At 40.2% G+C, this 16774-nt stretch carries 13 protein-coding genes; 10 read left to right on the top strand and 3 right to left on the bottom strand.

Annotated features, from left to right (window positions below):
* Nucleotides 1-196: 196 nt before the first annotated feature.
* Nucleotides 197-2974, top strand: coding sequence for a transcription elongation factor GreA (greA, locus tag EHO65_RS05220; protein WP_135773108.1), 2778 nt, complete (start codon nt 197-199; stop codon nt 2972-2974).
* A 157-nt stretch (nt 2975-3131) separates the two neighbouring features.
* Here greA and EHO65_RS05215 read toward each other — a convergent pair whose 3' ends face one another.
* Both EHO65_RS05215 and EHO65_RS05210 read right to left on the bottom strand, forming a co-directional pair.
* Nucleotides 3132-3584: a flagellar basal body-associated FliL family protein gene (locus tag EHO65_RS05215; RefSeq protein ID WP_135773107.1), complete on the bottom strand. Its 453-nt coding sequence runs from the start codon at nt 3582-3584 to the stop codon at nt 3132-3134.
* A gap of 74 nt (nt 3585-3658) precedes the next feature.
* On the bottom strand, nt 3659-5467 hold the full coding sequence (locus tag EHO65_RS05210) for a M23 family metallopeptidase (protein WP_135773106.1): 1809 nt from the start codon (nt 5465-5467) through the stop codon (nt 3659-3661).
* A gap of 91 nt (nt 5468-5558) precedes the next feature.
* Between EHO65_RS05210 and EHO65_RS05205 the strand changes: the two genes are divergently transcribed.
* The 9 genes from EHO65_RS05205 to EHO65_RS05165 all read left to right on the top strand — a co-directional run bounded on the left by EHO65_RS05205 (nt 5559) and on the right by EHO65_RS05165 (nt 15998).
* A complete protein-coding gene (locus EHO65_RS05205) occupies nt 5559-6119 on the top strand; it encodes an LPS assembly lipoprotein LptE (RefSeq protein ID WP_135773105.1) in 561 nt (186 codons plus the stop codon).
* Between the two features lie 136 nt (nt 6120-6255).
* Nucleotides 6256-6744 (top strand): Fur family transcriptional regulator, encoded by a 489-nt coding sequence (locus EHO65_RS05200; protein WP_008595524.1) that lies wholly within the window; start codon nt 6256-6258, stop codon nt 6742-6744.
* Nucleotides 6741-7865, top strand: a complete 1125-nt coding sequence (tgt, locus tag EHO65_RS05195; protein ID WP_167482014.1) for a tRNA guanosine(34) transglycosylase Tgt — start codon at nt 6741-6743, stop codon at nt 7863-7865. Before EHO65_RS05200 ends, tgt begins: the two co-directional genes overlap by 4 nt.
* Before the next feature lie 69 nt (nt 7866-7934).
* Nucleotides 7935-8270 carry an STAS domain-containing protein gene (locus tag EHO65_RS05190; RefSeq protein WP_008595243.1) on the top strand — a complete coding sequence of 112 codons (336 nt, stop codon included), beginning with the start codon at nt 7935-7937 and terminating at the stop codon, nt 8268-8270.
* A 44-nt stretch (nt 8271-8314) separates the two neighbouring features.
* Nucleotides 8315-9907 carry a lipoprotein LipL71 gene (locus EHO65_RS05185; protein ID WP_135773103.1) on the top strand — a complete coding sequence of 531 codons (1593 nt, stop codon included), beginning with the start codon at nt 8315-8317 and terminating at the stop codon, nt 9905-9907.
* Between the two features lie 144 nt (nt 9908-10051).
* Nucleotides 10052-10924 carry a carboxylating nicotinate-nucleotide diphosphorylase gene (gene nadC, locus EHO65_RS05180; RefSeq protein ID WP_135773102.1) on the top strand — a complete coding sequence of 291 codons (873 nt, stop codon included), beginning with the start codon at nt 10052-10054 and terminating at the stop codon, nt 10922-10924.
* A gap of 3 nt (nt 10925-10927) precedes the next feature.
* A complete protein-coding gene (locus EHO65_RS05175; RefSeq protein ID WP_135773101.1) occupies nt 10928-12961 on the top strand; it encodes a RelA/SpoT family protein in 2034 nt (677 codons plus the stop codon).
* A gap of 116 nt (nt 12962-13077) precedes the next feature.
* Nucleotides 13078-14916 (top strand): extracellular solute-binding protein, encoded by a 1839-nt coding sequence (locus EHO65_RS05170; protein ID WP_135773100.1) that lies wholly within the window; start codon nt 13078-13080, stop codon nt 14914-14916.
* Nucleotides 14917-14930: 14 nt separating this feature from the next.
* Nucleotides 14931-15998, top strand: a complete 1068-nt coding sequence (locus EHO65_RS05165; RefSeq protein ID WP_135773099.1) for a hypothetical protein — start codon at nt 14931-14933, stop codon at nt 15996-15998.
* A gap of 88 nt (nt 15999-16086) precedes the next feature.
* Here EHO65_RS05165 and EHO65_RS05160 read toward each other — a convergent pair whose 3' ends face one another.
* Nucleotides 16087-16725 carry a TetR/AcrR family transcriptional regulator gene (locus tag EHO65_RS05160; RefSeq protein WP_135773098.1) on the bottom strand — a complete coding sequence of 213 codons (639 nt, stop codon included), beginning with the start codon at nt 16723-16725 and terminating at the stop codon, nt 16087-16089.
* Nucleotides 16726-16774 lie beyond the last annotated feature (49 nt).

Here is a 16774-nt window from a genome sequence, read left to right as displayed (position 1 = left end):
AGAAAAACCTGCCCTTTTTCTGCCGAATTTATACCTAAGTAATAGCGAAAAGGCAGGTGTACAGGCCTAAGCTCAAATTCTAGTTTACGGATAAGCCTAAGCTGCTATAATTGATCTGAAAGGGCTCTTAAGAGACAAAAAAACCGCCCATCCGAACCTATTTTTGAATGCCGACCCCGTCGGCGGAGTAATTCCTATGTCTAACGAAACTGCGACAACCGCGGAAACTAAGCCTGCCAGCGAACTGGACAAGCTGACTTCTCTTTTTAACGAGGAGATTTATGTACGCTCGGACGCAAATTCCATTCCAGCATCTAAATTTAAAATTTACGACGATCTTATAGAATCCTTTCAATCATCCGGACTTACAGATTCTGCCAAAACAAAATTGGAAGAACATCTTGCTGATCATTCTGAAAGTATTTCCGCAAGATATATGCTTGGATTGCTTGGACTACAAAAAGGAAGTATCGACGCTGCTTCTTATTTCAAAACTTTACTGGATTCTTTTAAACAAGCCAGCAAATGGGTCATCATTGAACATATCACCGATAATATTTTAAAATTCGGAGAGGATCGTTACGCTCTTCGTTTTAAAGCAGAGGCTCTTGAAAAACTAAAAAAGAATAAAGAGCTGAAACCTATCCTGGAAAAACTTGCAAAACAAGATCGCAAGAACCCAGAGATCGCTAAAAAATACGCATTAGCAATTCTTGATGAAAACAAAGAGAAAGCGGTCGCTTATCTAAAACAAGCGATTGAAACTTTTGCAAAAACAAAAGATTATCTACAATTCGAAGAGATCTGGCCGATTTTCGTAACCAATAGTTATGACGATATCCAATTCGTAGAAAAAGTAGAACGTATCCTTTTAGGCCATCGCGAAAAGACCCGTCTTGCAGGTTATCTTTATCCATTAGTTGATCCATTCAAGATCACTGAAGATTGGGACAGAGTGATCTATCTTTTGAAAAAGATCCTGGATCATGAGCCTGTTTCCAACAAAGCAAGAAACGAACTAATCAGAGTTTATAAACTGAAATATGCCAACCACAGCTTGTTGGAAGATTTCTTAAAAATGTCCGAGTTAGGAAATAACAGAAAGCCTGTTAAGGTTTGTATTTCCAACTTCGAAAGAAACATCGTATTCGATACCGGTAACTACGTTCTTCATAGAAACTGGGGAGTTGGTAAGATCGTTTCTATTTCTCCTAACGGAGATTCTATCTTCGTAGATTTTAAAGATAAGAAGAATCACAAACTTTCTATCCAAATGGCGATCACCAGTTTGAAACCTCTAAAAGGAGATCATATCTGGGTAAGATTCTATGAGGACAAGGCTTCTGTTGTTTCTCTTTTCGAGAATGATGTTCCTGGCTTCTTTAAAGAATTATTAACTTCTTTTGAAAACCATATGTTGGTTGCAGAAATGAAGGCAGAGATCGCGGGAAAATTTATTCCTGTAGTTGATTGGTCTAAATGGTGGAACAAAGCTAAGAATGTTATCAAAAAAGAAGATAACCTAGGCTTTAACCCTAAGAAAAAAGACGAACTTTGGTATAGAGAAAAACCAATCACTTACGCGGAAGAATTGACCGAAAAATTCAACGCGAATCCAGATCCTGCTAAACGTTTAGACATCGCTATCGAAGCGCTTCGAAACAAAGAAGAGGCTGAATCGGCGATCGATACTTTCGCTCATCATTATTTTGAAGAAGAGCAAACTCACGATTCATTCCGCAAGATCGTTGCATATTTGTATCTGGATGAAGTTGCTTCTACTATGGAAGGGGACGACGGAAGTCCTTATGATTTCCAAAGATACCAAAAGTTGGATGATGTTTCCAAGATCGTTAAATCTCTGAAAAGAGAAGAGGTCCTGGAATATTCTTCTAAGATCAGCAACTTGGATATCAAAAAGTCTTTCGTGGACTTAGTGAAAAAATCACATTCTGATTGGGTCAATATTCTGGTCGGACTCCTTTTCGAAGTGCCAGTTAAGAACAACAAATACGTTGTTTCTGTTCTGGAAGCTGACGGAAAGTTTGCCGAACTAAACTTATTCATCGAAACTTCATCCAGTCGTGCTAAAGAAAATCCTGAAGTATTCCTTTGGGTGGCAAAATCCATTCTTCTCAAAACTTGGGAAGAAGAATGGATGAACGTTTCTAGACAGGATCTGATCCTAAGAGTTCTTCGTTTACTTAAACCTCTGAACAAGATTGAGGAAAAAGGAACCAAGCTTAAGAACACCTGCCAAGAGATCCTTTTCGGAAATGAAGCGGCTGTGATCAGCGAGGCGATCCAAAACGGAGACTCGGAATATATCCGTAAAGTTTACGCTCTTTATAGAGAAGTTCCTTATATCGAAGAGACTGAAAAAGATAAATTGATGTCTCTTATCAGAACCCTTAAACCAGATCTTATCTGGGAAGAAGAGGATGATGATGAAGAAGATGAGGATGTTCTGGCAAGAATTCCGGAAAACGCGGTTCTTGTTACTCGTCGTGCTCTAAACGCTAAAAAAGCAGAGTTCGATCATTTGGTGAACGTTGAGATGCCTGAAAACTCCAGAGATATCGGAGAAGCTCAGGAAAGAGGGGACTTAAGAGAGAACGCGGAATACAAAGCCGCTATGGAAAAACAAGTCCAGCTCCAAGCTCAGATCAAAAAACTGGAAGCAGAGCTCAAAGCTGCTATCGTTCTAGATCTTTCCAACGTGAAAACGGATCGAATCAATATCGGAACCACTGTAAAACTCAAAAACGAGTCCAGCGGGGAAGACCAAACGTATTCCATCTTGGGAGCTTGGGACGCGGATACTGAAAGAAATATTATTTCTTACCAGTCTCCATTAGCTAAGTCTCTCTTAGGTAAAAAAGTGGGAGATAACGCTTCTTTAAATCTTGGTGGAGCAGAAACCAAGTTTAAAGTCCTGCAAATCAGCAGGTATTCTCTCCAAAACCAAGACTAAGAAAAGAAAACAATCTGGTTTTCTAAAGATCCCTGCGGTGGAAACATCGTGGGGATTTTTATTTTTTCTCACAGAGGCGCGGACACACAGAGAGCGCCGAGGGTTTTGAGAGTTATTAACTCTGTGGCCTCCGTGAACTCTGTGCGAACTTAAAATCCTATCTAATTTTAATATCCGAAATCAAAACTCCGGTAATTTGACCATCGCTTAGGATATGATTTATCGTGGCTTGAATCTGTTCTCTTAAGTCGATTTGGGATGGAATGTTTTGGAATTCCTCCGAGAGTTTGGAGGCTATTATCATATTCACTAACGAGCGGGTTTGGGGCATCCTATCTACTAATTCTTTTTCTAACTTAGGCTGGTTTGCTTCGTAAGAAAAGGCCAATTTGAATTTTACTGATTTCGAGTCTTTGGTGTTGATTCCAAAGGGCTCTTTAAATTTAAAATAGACCTGGTTTTCCAAATTTTGACTTGGAACTTCTTTGTATTGTTTGGATGCGAAATAAGACGCAATGTAATAAACGGTAGGAGAAAAACAGATCAACCCAGAGACTAATACGACTGGAATACCGACTATTATAAGTGCTATTTTTAATTTTCGATTCATATACAAACTCCGTGACTTTGTGTCTCTATGTGAAAAAAAACTCTGCGACTCTCTTCAACTCCGAGTCTATGAAACTAAAACCGTACTAGATCAGTAAACCAATCAGAAGAATTACCTGCTCTATCTTTGATCCGGATCTGAAGTAACATATACTTTTTCCATGCGGCGAATGTCTTGGGAAATTTAACGATCAGCATCTTACGATCTGCGTCAAATTCGCTAGGGTATACTTCTCCCTCTAACAAAACTTCTGCACCGCCTGCGTAGCCGGAGCCTGTGTCGGAAACTGTGTATAATCTTTCTTCGATTCCTTCTTCTTCCTGACCCTTGAACCTTCTATGTCTTGTGATCAGGTATGGAAAATTGACCGAGGGTTTTGCATCGTCAGTAAGGATTGCTAATGCTCCAAGTTTAGTGAGCAGTCCCGTTTGGCCTTTTTGTTTTAAAGCGGACCATTTTTTGGAAGCCTTATCGTAGATATAGATCCCGTCTTTTTTGCCTAGGGCCGCACCTCTCCAGGTGAGTTCCGCTTCTCCAACCCAGGAAAGATCGGAAGACTCTAATTCATAAATAGGACCTTTTGATTTGAGTCCTTCGGGAAGTTTTAGATCTTCTTCCAGTTTTTCCAATTTTTTGAAGATCAGTTGGCCCTGGCCATAGGTTGTTTTGTTAGGAGTTTTGATCTTTAAAACTCCATCTGTGGAATTAAATTCAGTTTTTGTAATGGATGGTTTTTTGGTATTTATCGTCCCGACTTCTATTTCCAGAGGAAGAATCGAATGATTTCCGGCATGATCGGATGCCTTGAGAACAAGTTTGACTATACTTCCCGTTTCGAAATTTCTAAGATCTATACTCGGTCCCTTTGCGGGGAATAGATTATAAACATAAACAGGAGGATTTAAGGAAGAACGGTTCGAATCGAAGATATCATGGTGGATCCTTGCTTCTTCGTAACTCATCCCTCTAAAGGATCTTTCATATAATGGAGCCTCGTCTTTATAAAGTCCTGCAAAGAATAGATTATTTTTATTTCTGGAAGTCATTTGGTCGTACGCGCCCAACCTAAAACGAACCCCTCCTGCAAGATTCAGTTTTTGATTTCCTGGAAGTGCAAATTTACCTTCTCCTTTTTTTTCCAAGGGTAATCTTGCTTGGACTCCATCTTCTGAATCCACATATAATAGTAAAAGTTCCGGAGAATATCTATCCTTTCCTCTCAAGGGTAAATAGGGGAGAGGGTTTAAGGTTCCATTAGGTAAATGTAATTCAAAATGTAGATGGCTGACTCCTGTGCCCGATTCTCCGAGCCTGGCGATATTTTCTCCCTTGGGAAGATTATACGAGCCTGGAGAGAGTTTTACCTGAAATTCTCCACCGCTGAGTAATGCCAAAGCTTCTCTCAGCAGATCTAAGTCCTTTCTGAAACCTTTGAAGTCGAGTAAGTGAGCGAACTTCGCCTTTAGGTTAGAGCCTGAAGATCTTAAAATAATATTAGAGCCGTATCCTTTTGTGGATTGGCCTATCGATTCTATGTAACCTTGGAAAGGAGAAATTGCAGAGATCCCGTTCGTATGGAATGTCTTAAAATCACAGCCCATATGAAGATGATGCACTCTATATTCTGCATAGGAACCGGAAATAGGAGTCTCCATCTCCATCGGAAAACCTAAATTTCCAAGATCCGCCAAAACCGCAGGTGTGAGATCATCCCAAATATTTTTTTGAACGACCGGGCTTGTTTTTATATTCGGAGAAACTGCAGAAACTTTAGAACCAGTTTCGCCTGCTTTACCTTCTCCCCATGCAAGGAAAACTAGGAGAAATATTAATCCGGATCGAGAAGGGATTTGTGGAAAAACTTTTAGGAAATTTTTTCCCATTTGCGAATTCAGATCCGGTTCCTCTAAATTGTAAAGCCTGAAATCTGCGAAATTTTCTTGCCGCCTCATACTTGGAGAAAAGCCTGATGTTATGAGGCTTCTTGTTCCGATTTTTCTGGTATTTTGCCTAAGTAATTGCACTTATATTACTCGGGAGCCCGGCAATCCCCCTAAAATTGATGGGATCCCTATCCCAGATTCCAAACGTACCGTGTATGTGCAGAATTTTAGGAACAATTCCTATGGGATCGCAATGCATACCACTCTCTCCGATCTGGTAAAACAAGAGATCAATTACCGAGGAAGATTTATCCAGACCAGGGAGAAGTCCCAAGCCGCATATCGTATCTACGGAGAGATCAGTCATTACCAACAAGTAGGAGCGCTTTTGGATCAGGGTGGCCAGCAGTTGAGTAAAGAGATGTTTGTTGTCTGCAAGGTAGAACTCCAAAAAGCAGGCGGCGAAAAAATTCCATTAGAAAGAACGGAAATCCCTGCAAGGATTATCTATTCAGACCAAGTTGGTTTTATGGAAACAGAGGGTCAGGCCCAGACCAGACTACTCAAAATTCTCGCAGTCCGTATAGCAGAAGAAATGGAAAGAGCCTGGTACTATTCTATAGCGGGCAAGATAGAAGGTGAGGAAGAGTAGTATTTCATTTCCTAAAAATGAAATTCCACTTGATAAATCTTATATCCGGATCTTAAATTGTGGAAAAGAATGTGGACACTCAGATTCCTTGATCCGAAAGGAAAATTCTGCAAGTGAATTCCATTCCTCCTGAAAAATGAACAAAGACCGAGAAACTGAAATTCTGAAAACCGTAGACGATTCCATCCGGATGGAGATGAAAACTTTTTCTGACTACTTGCAGAAGAAGGGGCTAAAGATCACCAACCAAAGGATGTTAGTCGCAGAACGTATTTTCTCCCTGCACAATCACTTTACCGCGGAAAGCCTACTGGAAGAATTCAAGGACCAGAGGGATAAAATTTCCAAGGCCACCATTTATAGGATTCTCTCTATCATGGTAGAAGCGAAGTTATTGCAAGAGCATAATTTCGGACAAGATTATAAGTATTACGAACATATTATAGGTCATACTCATCACGATCATATCATCTGTGGAGACTGCGGCAGGATCGTAGAATTCATGGACGAGAGGATCGAACAGTTGCAAGAGCAGGCTGCTGCAAGCAACGGATTTAAGATCACTGGTCATAGCTTGAATATTTACGGCACTTGTTTGGATCCGAATTGTCCGAACAAAAAATGATCTATAGATCCAGAGTTTCAGACACACATTCTTTCGCTAGAACCGGAGTATTATCTCTCAACGGAATCGAAATTCCAACACCTGTATTCATGCCTGTGGGCACAAGAGGTGCAGTCAAATCCCTGGACTCTGACGATATAGACGAGTTAGGTTACGAACTGATCTTAGGAAATACCTATCATCTTTATCTTCGTCCCGGCACAGAGGTCCTAGAGAAATTTGGCGGGCTGAAAAATTTCGTTTCTTATAAAAAAGCTCTGCTCACTGACAGCGGTGGTTTCCAAGTTTTCAGTCTGAATTCTCTGGTAAAATTTAAACAAGAAGGTGTGGAGTTTCGCTCTCATATCGACGGAAGTCCTCATTTTTTCACTCCACAGAAAGTGATCGATATCCAACGAGCGATCGGCTCTGACATCATGATGGTTCTGGACGATTGTCCTCCTGGAGATGGAACTGTTTCGCGTATAAAAGATGCTCTAGACAGGACTCATCGTTGGGCAGAAGAAGCTGTGAATTACTGGGAGAAAGACAAACGTAATCAATTTCTATTCGGAATTTTCCAAGGCGGAACCAATTTAGATCTGAGATTAGAGAGTTTGGACAAGATCCGCTCACTTCCATTCTCCGGAATTGCGATCGGAGGTCTCTCCGTGGGAGAACCCAGACCTGATTTTATCAGAACTATGGAAGGAATTTCCTCGTACACCGATAGGACTAGACCATTATATCTGATGGGAGTAGGAACTGTTCCGGATATTTTGGAAGGAGTTCGAAACGGAGTCGATATGTTTGACTGCGTTCTTCCGACCCGCAACGCTAGAAATGGGCAAGTGTTCACCTCTCAAGGAAAAGTGAATCTCAGAAATGAAAAATGGAAGCTCTTAGATCAGCCGATGGACCCGGAATGCGAATGCAAAGTGTGTAAAAGATACAGTATTGGGTATATCAGACACCTACATCACGTGAAAGAGCTAAGTGCATTTTCCTTGAGCACGTACCATAATTTGCATTTTATGAAAAAGTTCATGAAAGAACTTCGACATTCCATCGAAGTTGGAAATTTCAGCGAGTTTTTTGTTAAATGGAAAAATTTGTACGAAACACCGGAAATTTCTCGTTGACTATATAGAGAATGACCCCCCTATTGTAGGATGGTTCAAACAGATAAAGAAAGGAGTTGCTGATTTTTTATGGAAATCACCAGAAGGGAAAGCGGTAACATCGTAATTCTGGACATCAATGGGGAGATCGATTTATACAACGCCCCTGAGATTAAGGATGTGATCGCAAAGCTCATTGAAGAGCAGAAATACTATACTATTATCAATCTGGAAAAGGTCTCTTATATCGACTCATCCGGAATCGGTGCTTTGATTTCCAGCCTCTCTAACTTAAAAAAATACCAGGGCGGACTTAAGATTATCAATGTTGCGGGTTCCGTAAGAAAGGTATTTGAATTAACTAAATTAACGTCATTCTTCGAGATCTTTGATAACGAAGCTGATGCAGTCGCTGCCTTCAAATAAGTAAGGCACACTTTTTTAACGATCCTCTGGCTGGTGCAAAACAAATGAAAACTTTTCGAGCTATATCGTTCCCATCATTGGTACTGGGAGTTTTAGGATTCTTAGTTGCTTGTGGTTCGGAACTACCCGTAAAAGAATTGGCGGAAGCAAAAACCGCTATCACTCGCGCTAAAGATGCAGGCGCAGAAAGATACGCTTCCGGAGAATTCGAAGAAGCTCGCAAAAGTCTTTTGACCGCTCATGAAAAAGCTTCTAACGAAGATTTGGGCGAGACTAAAAAAAGTGCCGAATATGCAAAAAGTAAAGCATATGATGCATTAGAAAAATCTTATCCTCAATTGACTGAGGAGTCAAAAACACAAGCTAATACCGCTATCAACGAAGCGGATGAGGCTTATGCTTCTCAACTTGCTGCAGAACCTTATAATAATGCAGTAGAACTTAAGAAAGAAGGGGACACTCTTAGAGACAATGCAGACCGCACTTTGGAATCCTATCCTAAGGAATCCGGAGACGATGCAAAACTTAAGACTCGTCTTGCTGCTTTCGATCAGTACGAACAAAGTAATAAAAAATATCTGGAGTCCAAAAAGGCAGCAACTGATGCTAAGTCTTTGGCTCTTTCCCAAAAACAACAGCTAATCGATTCTCTTGCAGATATCGAAAAAAATCTGGATGATGCGGACAGATATGCAGGCGGCCAAGACCCAGAAGTAGCTCAAACAAGAGAACGTTTGAATGCTGCAAAAGGTAAGATTGACGAAGGAAAAATCAAAGAAGGTTATTCCGAAGTCGATGATATCCGCAAAAAATCAGCAGAACTTGTAGCAAAAAATATCCAAGCTTACGCGCTTAAGAAAAAGGTAGAAGCGAAAGATTCTATCGGAAAAGCTAAGGATAAACTAGCTGGAATTGATCAATCCAAACTGAAATCCAGCAAAGATCTCCAAACTTCTTACCAAAGAGCTGATGAGAACTTAAAAGCGGCGGATGAGTCTTTAGTTTCCGCAGAAGAGTTATATTCTTCCGAAAAATACGAAGATTCTATCGGTAGATCAGAAGAAGCGATCAGACTTTCTCGTATCGTAGTAGATCAGTCTGATGATATCGCAGAAAGATTACGCACTGGATCTTCAGTAGCAGGTCGCAAAGGTGATGCAGGAGATTCCACTTCTTCCACCAAAAAAGGAGAAGATTCAACTGCTTCTTCTTCCGGAGAACTTCCTGAAGGTTGGAAAAAATACGTAGTTCGTAAGAAAATTCCTGCAGATTGCCTCTGGAGAATTGCCGCTTACAAACAACATTACGGTACTTCTAAACTTTGGAAACGTATCTACGAAGCGAACCGTAGCAAGATCAGAAATGCAAACTTGATCTATCCAAAACAAGTATTGTTAATTCCTCCTGCTAAAGGATCTACTAAGTTCGATCCTAAAAAAGCTCCTAAAAAGCAGACTGGAAGCGACAAAGTAGAAGCTTCTACTCCAGAAGAGAAGAAGGAAGAGACTACAACTCCTCCTGCTTCCACTTCTGAGCAAGAACCGGAAGAAGAAGAGCCTTCTACTCCGGCACCTTCTACAGAAAGTGAGCAACCTTCTGATTCCGGTGAACAGGAAAGCGACGAAGAAGCTCGTTAATATAAGTCTAATATTTTAGCGACTCTAACAAATGCGAGGCTCGGATTTTTCCGGGCCTTTCTTTTTTCTATAGTTTGAAAATCTAGAATTCCGCTTGATCCTCATTTATTATTCGAAACAGTTTTACTTAGCGGTGAATTCCAAGTGAAGAGGGCTTATACTAAGCCTATATCAGAGACGAGCGCAGCGGATTATTTTCCTCTCGCGAAAATGGCATGGGACGAGGATTGTCCTGACCAAGATATAACGTCCGTATCCTTATTCTCTCCAGATCAAAAGTCGGTCGCATATTTAAACGCAAGAGAAGAAGGTATTCTCTGCGGAAGCGGAGTCGCTGAAGTATTATCCAAACTTTCCGATGGAGATTTGCAATTTAACTTCTTCTTTAAAGACGGAGAAAAATTCGTCAAAGGAGATAAGATCGCAGAGATCCAAGGCAGTCTTCTCTCCATGTTGCGCGTAGAAAGAATCCTTCTAAACTTCTTACAATATCTTTCCGGTATTTCCACTTCTACTAGAAAGATCGTAGATCAGTACGGGTCAAAGGGTATAATGATCCTGGATACCAGAAAGACCCTGCCAGGTTACAGAAAACTTGCAAAGTATGCTGTGTATTGCGGGGGAGGTTCCAACCATAGATTGGATCTTTCTGAAATGGCGATGATCAAAGACAATCATTTGGCTTTATTCGGATCTGCAAAAATCCCTGTAGGAAAGATCAGATCCAATTTTCCGGGCAGAATGGTGGAATTAGAAATAGATTCCTTGGACCAACTGGAAGATGCACTCGAGGCGGAACCAGACGTTTTAATGTTAGATAATTTTAATATACCTGATACGCGCAAAGCCTTCCAAAGGGTAAAAGAAAAAAATCCTAAAATTCTAATAGAATGTTCCGGAGGTATTACTCCGGAAAAATTAGAAGCATTGTCCGAATTTCCCGGAGTAGGAGTGAGCATGGGATACCTGACTCATACTACCAGATTTTTGGATCTCGGCTTGGATATAAGGACCTAATACATGGGATTTGTTAAGGCTCCTGCCACCAAAGAAATGTTAATCGAAGGAGTTCGGGAAACTATGGGCCCCGAAGCCTTGGAAATGATCGAGAAGGCCTATAAGGTTTCCGAAGATTCTCACCAAGGTCAGTTCCGTCTTTCGGGTGAACCTTATATTGTTCACCCTCTTCAAGTAGGTTTTATTCTATATGAATTGGGTCTGGATGAGAAGGTAATCTCTGCAGGTATCCTTCATGATGTGATCGAAGACACAAAATACACAAAAGAAGATATGGTCCGAGATTTCGGAACTGAGATCACTCAACTTGTGGAAGGTGTAACTAAAATTTCCCAGATCAAAAGCCAATCCAAAGAGACGGAAGCTGCTGAGAATATTCGAAAGATCATTATCGCAACAATTCAAGACATTCGGGTTATTCTGATCAAACTTGCAGATAAAACCCATAATATGAGGACTCTTTCTTTCCAACCTCCTGAAAAGCAGAGAAGGATCGCAAACGAAACTCTTTCATTATACGCTCCTATTGCGGGAAGACTTGGTATCTATTCGGTAAAATCGGAACTGGAAGATCTGGCATTCCAAGTTATCTTTCCGGAAGAATACCAGGACATTAAAAAAAGGATCAGTGCTAAAAAGTCTGAAAGAGAAGACTATATCGAAAAATTACAGCTGATCCTGAAGCAGAGACTCGCAGAGATCCAGATCAACGCGAATGTAGAAGGAAGAGCAAAACATTTCTTCTCTATCTATCGTAAGATGAAAACGAAGGAAAAAACCTTCGATGAAATTTTCGATCTAAGAGCAATCCGTATCGTTACGGATGAGATCAAAGATTGTTACGGAGTACTCGGAATTGTGCATACACTTTGGTCTCCTGTTCCAGGAAGATTTAAGGATTATATCGCAACTCCTAAGACGAATATGTATCAATCACTTCATACAACTGTGATCGGTCCGGATGGAAAACCTTTGGAAGTACAGATCCGTACTGCTGAGATGAATGCGATCGCTGAATTCGGGATCGCTGCTCACTGGGTTTACAAAGAAGGTAAAACTCATGCTAACGAAAGACATCTAACAGTGAAGTGGTTGGAAGTCTTACAAACCTGGCAGGATTCTTCTTTGGATCCTAAGGAATTTTTAGAAGAATTAAAATACGATCTTCATGAGGACGAGGTATTCGTTTTCACTCCTAAGGGAGAAATTATACAACTTCCTAAAGGTGCAACAGTTCTAGATTTTGCATTTAGAATCCATACCGATGTGGGTTTGCATTGTAAGGGAGCTAAGATCAACGGTAGAATGATCCCTCTTCGAACTGAATTACGTAGTGGTGACCAGGTAGAAGTTGTTGTGGATAAAAGATCCAAACCTTCTCCTATCTGGCTTCGTATTGTTAAAACTCCTTCTGCAAGACAAAAGTTACGCGCTTATTTCAGAAAACTCAGAGAAGAGACGAGCAAGGATCTGGAACAGGGTGCAGAGAGTGCAGCGGAACTTACTCTAAATGCGGAAGTATTAGAGGAACTTAAACGTAAACCTTCTGAAAAAGTTTCTAAACAAACCCATCAACAAGGTCAAGTTCCTGGTGGAAAAATTTTGGTCGCAGGACTAAGAGATATTCCAGTTCGTCTTTCAGGTTGTTGTTCTCCTCTTCCGGGAGATCAAATCATCGGTTTCGTGACTAGAGGACGTGGCGTTTCAGTCCATAAAAAGAATTGTAATGTTGCCTTAAAACAAAGAGAAGAAGAACAACTTAGACAGATTACAGTGGATTGGGACTACGGCCAAACGGAGCCTGTGCCAGTTCGAGTAGAAGTGAAAGCAAAGGATCGCCAGGGAATTTATCTGGAGATGGTAAAAAGTATCTCGGGAACTCAGACGAATATTCTGGAGGCCGGAGCTTCTACTGTCCAAAAGGATACTTTGATGGCCCGTTTCATGATAGAAGTGGAACATTTAGATCAATTGAAAGAGATCCTAGGCAACCTAAAACGGATCCCAGACGTTGTCTTTGCTCATAGGGTTAAATAAGGATCAGCTATCATGCTTCTCCTTCTATCTTTTCATCGAAAATTTTACATTTAAGTTTGCCTGAAATCGGGTTTTTCCGGAAGCTTTCGAACACGAACATTCCTAAGAGGTGTGCTTTGAACCTTACTCTAAGAAATTCCAAATTCCTGAAAATTTGCTATTTTACACTTTTATTATCCGTAATCACATTCGTTTTAAACGGATGTAAAGAGAAAGAAGAAGTCCAAATCTCCGTAGCCACTGAAGATCTTCCTTGGGAAGGAGATCCAAACAGTATCCCGGAAGCTTTGAGAAAACCGAATCCTGCTACTTCTCCTAATGCAAAAAGGGGAGGGATATTTCGGATCTATAGTCATCAGTATCCTAAATCTCTGAACTGGTATTTAGAGAATTTTTCCACCACTGCTGAGATTTTTGGTCAGATGTTCGAGCCACTTTTAGAAAGACATCCGATTACATTGGAGCCTCTTCCTAAACTTGCTTCTTCTTGGAAGATCTCTTCCGATAAAAAAACTTTTACATTCAATCTGGACAAGAATGCCAGATGGAGCGACGGCAAACCTATTACTGCTAAAGACGTATTATTCACTTATGAAATTATAATGAATAAGAAGAATAATACTGCACTTCATCGGATTGATCTTTCTCGTTTCGAGTCTCCAAAGTTAGTAAATGAATATGAGGTCGAATTTACTCAAAAAGAGATCCATTGGAAAAATTTTGAATTTATCGCTTATGATTTCTTTATTCTACCGGAACATTATTATAATGGAAAAGATTTTAATAAGGAGAATTTTGAATTCCCTGTGACTTCCGGGCCTTATGAATTGCAGTCCGCCAAAAAAGGTATCTACGTGAAGATGAAACGTAGAAACGATTATTGGATGAGGGCTTATCCTTTTTATAAGGGAACGGATAATTTTGATACACTTATCTTTAAAGTGTTTAACGACGATGCGGTTGCATTCCAGGCATTCAAAAAAGGTGATATAGATCTATATCCAGTCTATAAGGCTGCGACTTGGGTCCAAGATACTACCGGAGAACCTTTCGATAAGAATTATATCATAAAACAAAAGATCTATAATGATAAGAAGTCGGGCTTCCAAGGTTGGGCTTTTAATATGAGAAGAAAACCTTTCGATGATGTTCGTATCAGAAAGGCGATCGCTCATTTGGTGAACAGAAAACTTATGGTAGACAAACTTGCGTTTGGAGAATACCAACTTACGGATTCTTATTATGGTTCCGTATGGGAAGAAGGGCAATTACCGAATCCTGCTATAGACTACGATCCAGAAGCTGCTAAAAAACTTTTTGCAGAAGCAGGATGGAAACCGAATGCGAAAGGTTTCTTGGAAAAAGACGGCCAACAATTCGTGATCCATATCTTGGAAAGAGATAGAAGCGTGGAGAAATATTTTACTCTATTCATGGAAAGAGTGAAAGAGCTAGGTATCCAAGTTACTATTGAAAGCACGGATCTTGCTAACTGGTCTGAAAGAATGGACAAATATGATTTTGATGTTACTTGGGCCGCCTGGGGAGCAGGCAGTTCTTTTCCGGATCCTGAACATCATTGGGATTCCAAATACGCGAATGAGAACGGACAGAATAATTATAACGGTTTTAGAAATCCTGAAGTAGATAAACTTATAGAGCAGCAAAAAACCGAATTCGATATTAAAAAAAGAACGGAAATCCTGAAGAAGATAGATAAGATCTTAACGAAAGAAGTTCCATATGTTCTTCTTTGGGGAATTAAATCCACAAGAGTACTTTACTGGAATAGATTCGGAACTCCTGAAAACCCACTCGCCAGATATTCTGGAGAGGGTGCAGCCAAGTCTCTATGGTGGATCGACGAAGAGAAAGATAAGGCCTTGGAAAATTCTAAGAAGAATAAAACAGCTCTCCCTACTTATAAAAGAGACTTGTACTACCATTCCAAATAAGGTTTGGGATTTTAATGGCGAAAAAGGGAAGATTCAGCGAATTCGGAGAGGCGATCCGGAATTTTTGGAACTCTCCCGGGATTCCTAGTTTTATCGAGATCCTGGAAAAGGGCCTCGATAAAGAATTATTTTTTGATCCGGATCGAGCAGATTCACAGATCCCAAAAGAGGATCTGCCTATCGACTTCCGTCTCAGGCAATCCGGCTTTGCACGAAAATTTTACGAAAAACTTTTTCCAGTATCTCATGTGTTTCGTATAACGCATAGATATGGGAGAGAATTTTTAGATAATTTTATGCCTCTTGCCTCTGAAAATTATATAGGAAGAGGGTCTTATAAATTCGTATATACACTTCCCTGGAACCAAGTAGTTAAGATAGGAAAATCCAAATTACCTTCCGACCCTATTTTTGGCTCCTTGTATAAGGAAGTGCAGAATAACCTGGAACGTTATTTAAAAACGGAAGAGATCGGCCTAATGCATCATTTGCAAAAATCTGCATGGGGGGAATCTAAAAGGGATGAGATCCGTTTTAAGTTCGCTCGTTTGGGATTAGAGAGACTTCATTATTGGAAATTAAAAAGTCTGATCCCTGATCTTGTACTTCCGACTCGATTTTTTATGGGGTTACGATATAGGAGAAGCCCTTTCGGTGTTCCAGTGGTTACTCTTACCCCTTGCGATAACCAGAATTTGTTACCGGGAAAACATTTAAAAGAATTCATCCGATTAAATGAGAAAGTAAGGCAGAACCCGATCCAAGATGCACTTTTTCCTAAATGGAAATTGAATTTTGACACTCATAGATTCGGGATCATCAGCAAATCCAAACTTAAAAAGATCGCTTTGGATTTCCATAGGGTGATTGAAGTAACCCGCTATCTCGCTTCCGAAGAAAAACTGATCTTCGATATCCATTCTGAAAATATCATCATTACTATTCCTGATTTCGAACTCAAAATTTTCGATTACCATGTGTTCGATGAACATTTATACGAACCTAGTAAGGAAAATCCTTCTCCAGAAGTGGACCATATTAATCTGATCAAAGAGTTTGTAAGTTCTTTCGAATTAGGTTAAGAGTCCTAGAGTTTAGAAAAGATACAGAGATATTTTCACGCAAAGTCAAAGAGAAGAACTTTGGCTTTTTAGGAACTCCAACGAGGGGTTATTTACTTTTTTTTCGCGAAGATTTTGAAAGATCGACCAGAGATTTTAATCTGAGCCTGAATATTTCCTGACATTCTTTGAGAACTGCTTTTCCTTGCGCTTTTTCGATTTCACCGGCAAAACGAACGATCGTGCCCAGAGTATGACTAAGAAAGAGTGCAAAAGGTTTTATATCGTTTTCCTTTAGCTCAGGTAGACAACGTAATACGGTCTTTACTATCAATTCAGCATTTCTGTAACTGTCTAAAATATCTTCCGAGACTAATTCCGGAACGGCTCTTGCTCCCGCCCAAAGATTTGCAAGTGCAGTATCTTTTTGGAAAAATTCTGCGAATTGTATGATTGCTTTTTCACCAACGGTTTCTAACTCTTCTGCGTTATTGACCTGATCTAAGAGAGCTTTTGTTCCGGCGTAAATTCTGTCATAATATTCTCTCATGATCGTGAGTAGGAGAGAGTTTTTTCCCGGAAAATATTGGTATAAAGATCCAATTTGTATTCCTGCAGATTGAGCGATTTCTCTCATGCTGACGGCATCTATCCCTCTTTCTCCAATCAGTTCCCTCGCAGTCCTTAGGATCAGATCTAATCTTTCTTTGCTTCTAGATTGTACTGGGGTGCGCGGGCCCTGCTTCATAGGAAATACAGTTATATTTCCTCTTCTCCTCGGACTACTTTTTTCTTTC

It is taken from the genome of Leptospira andrefontaineae (genome assembly GCF_004770105.1).
Taxonomy (GTDB): Bacteria; Spirochaetota; Leptospiria; order Leptospirales; family Leptospiraceae; genus Leptospira_B; species Leptospira_B andrefontaineae.
The sequence above is the reverse complement of the archived record's forward strand: the minus strand, read 5'-3'. Positions and strand labels throughout refer to the sequence as shown.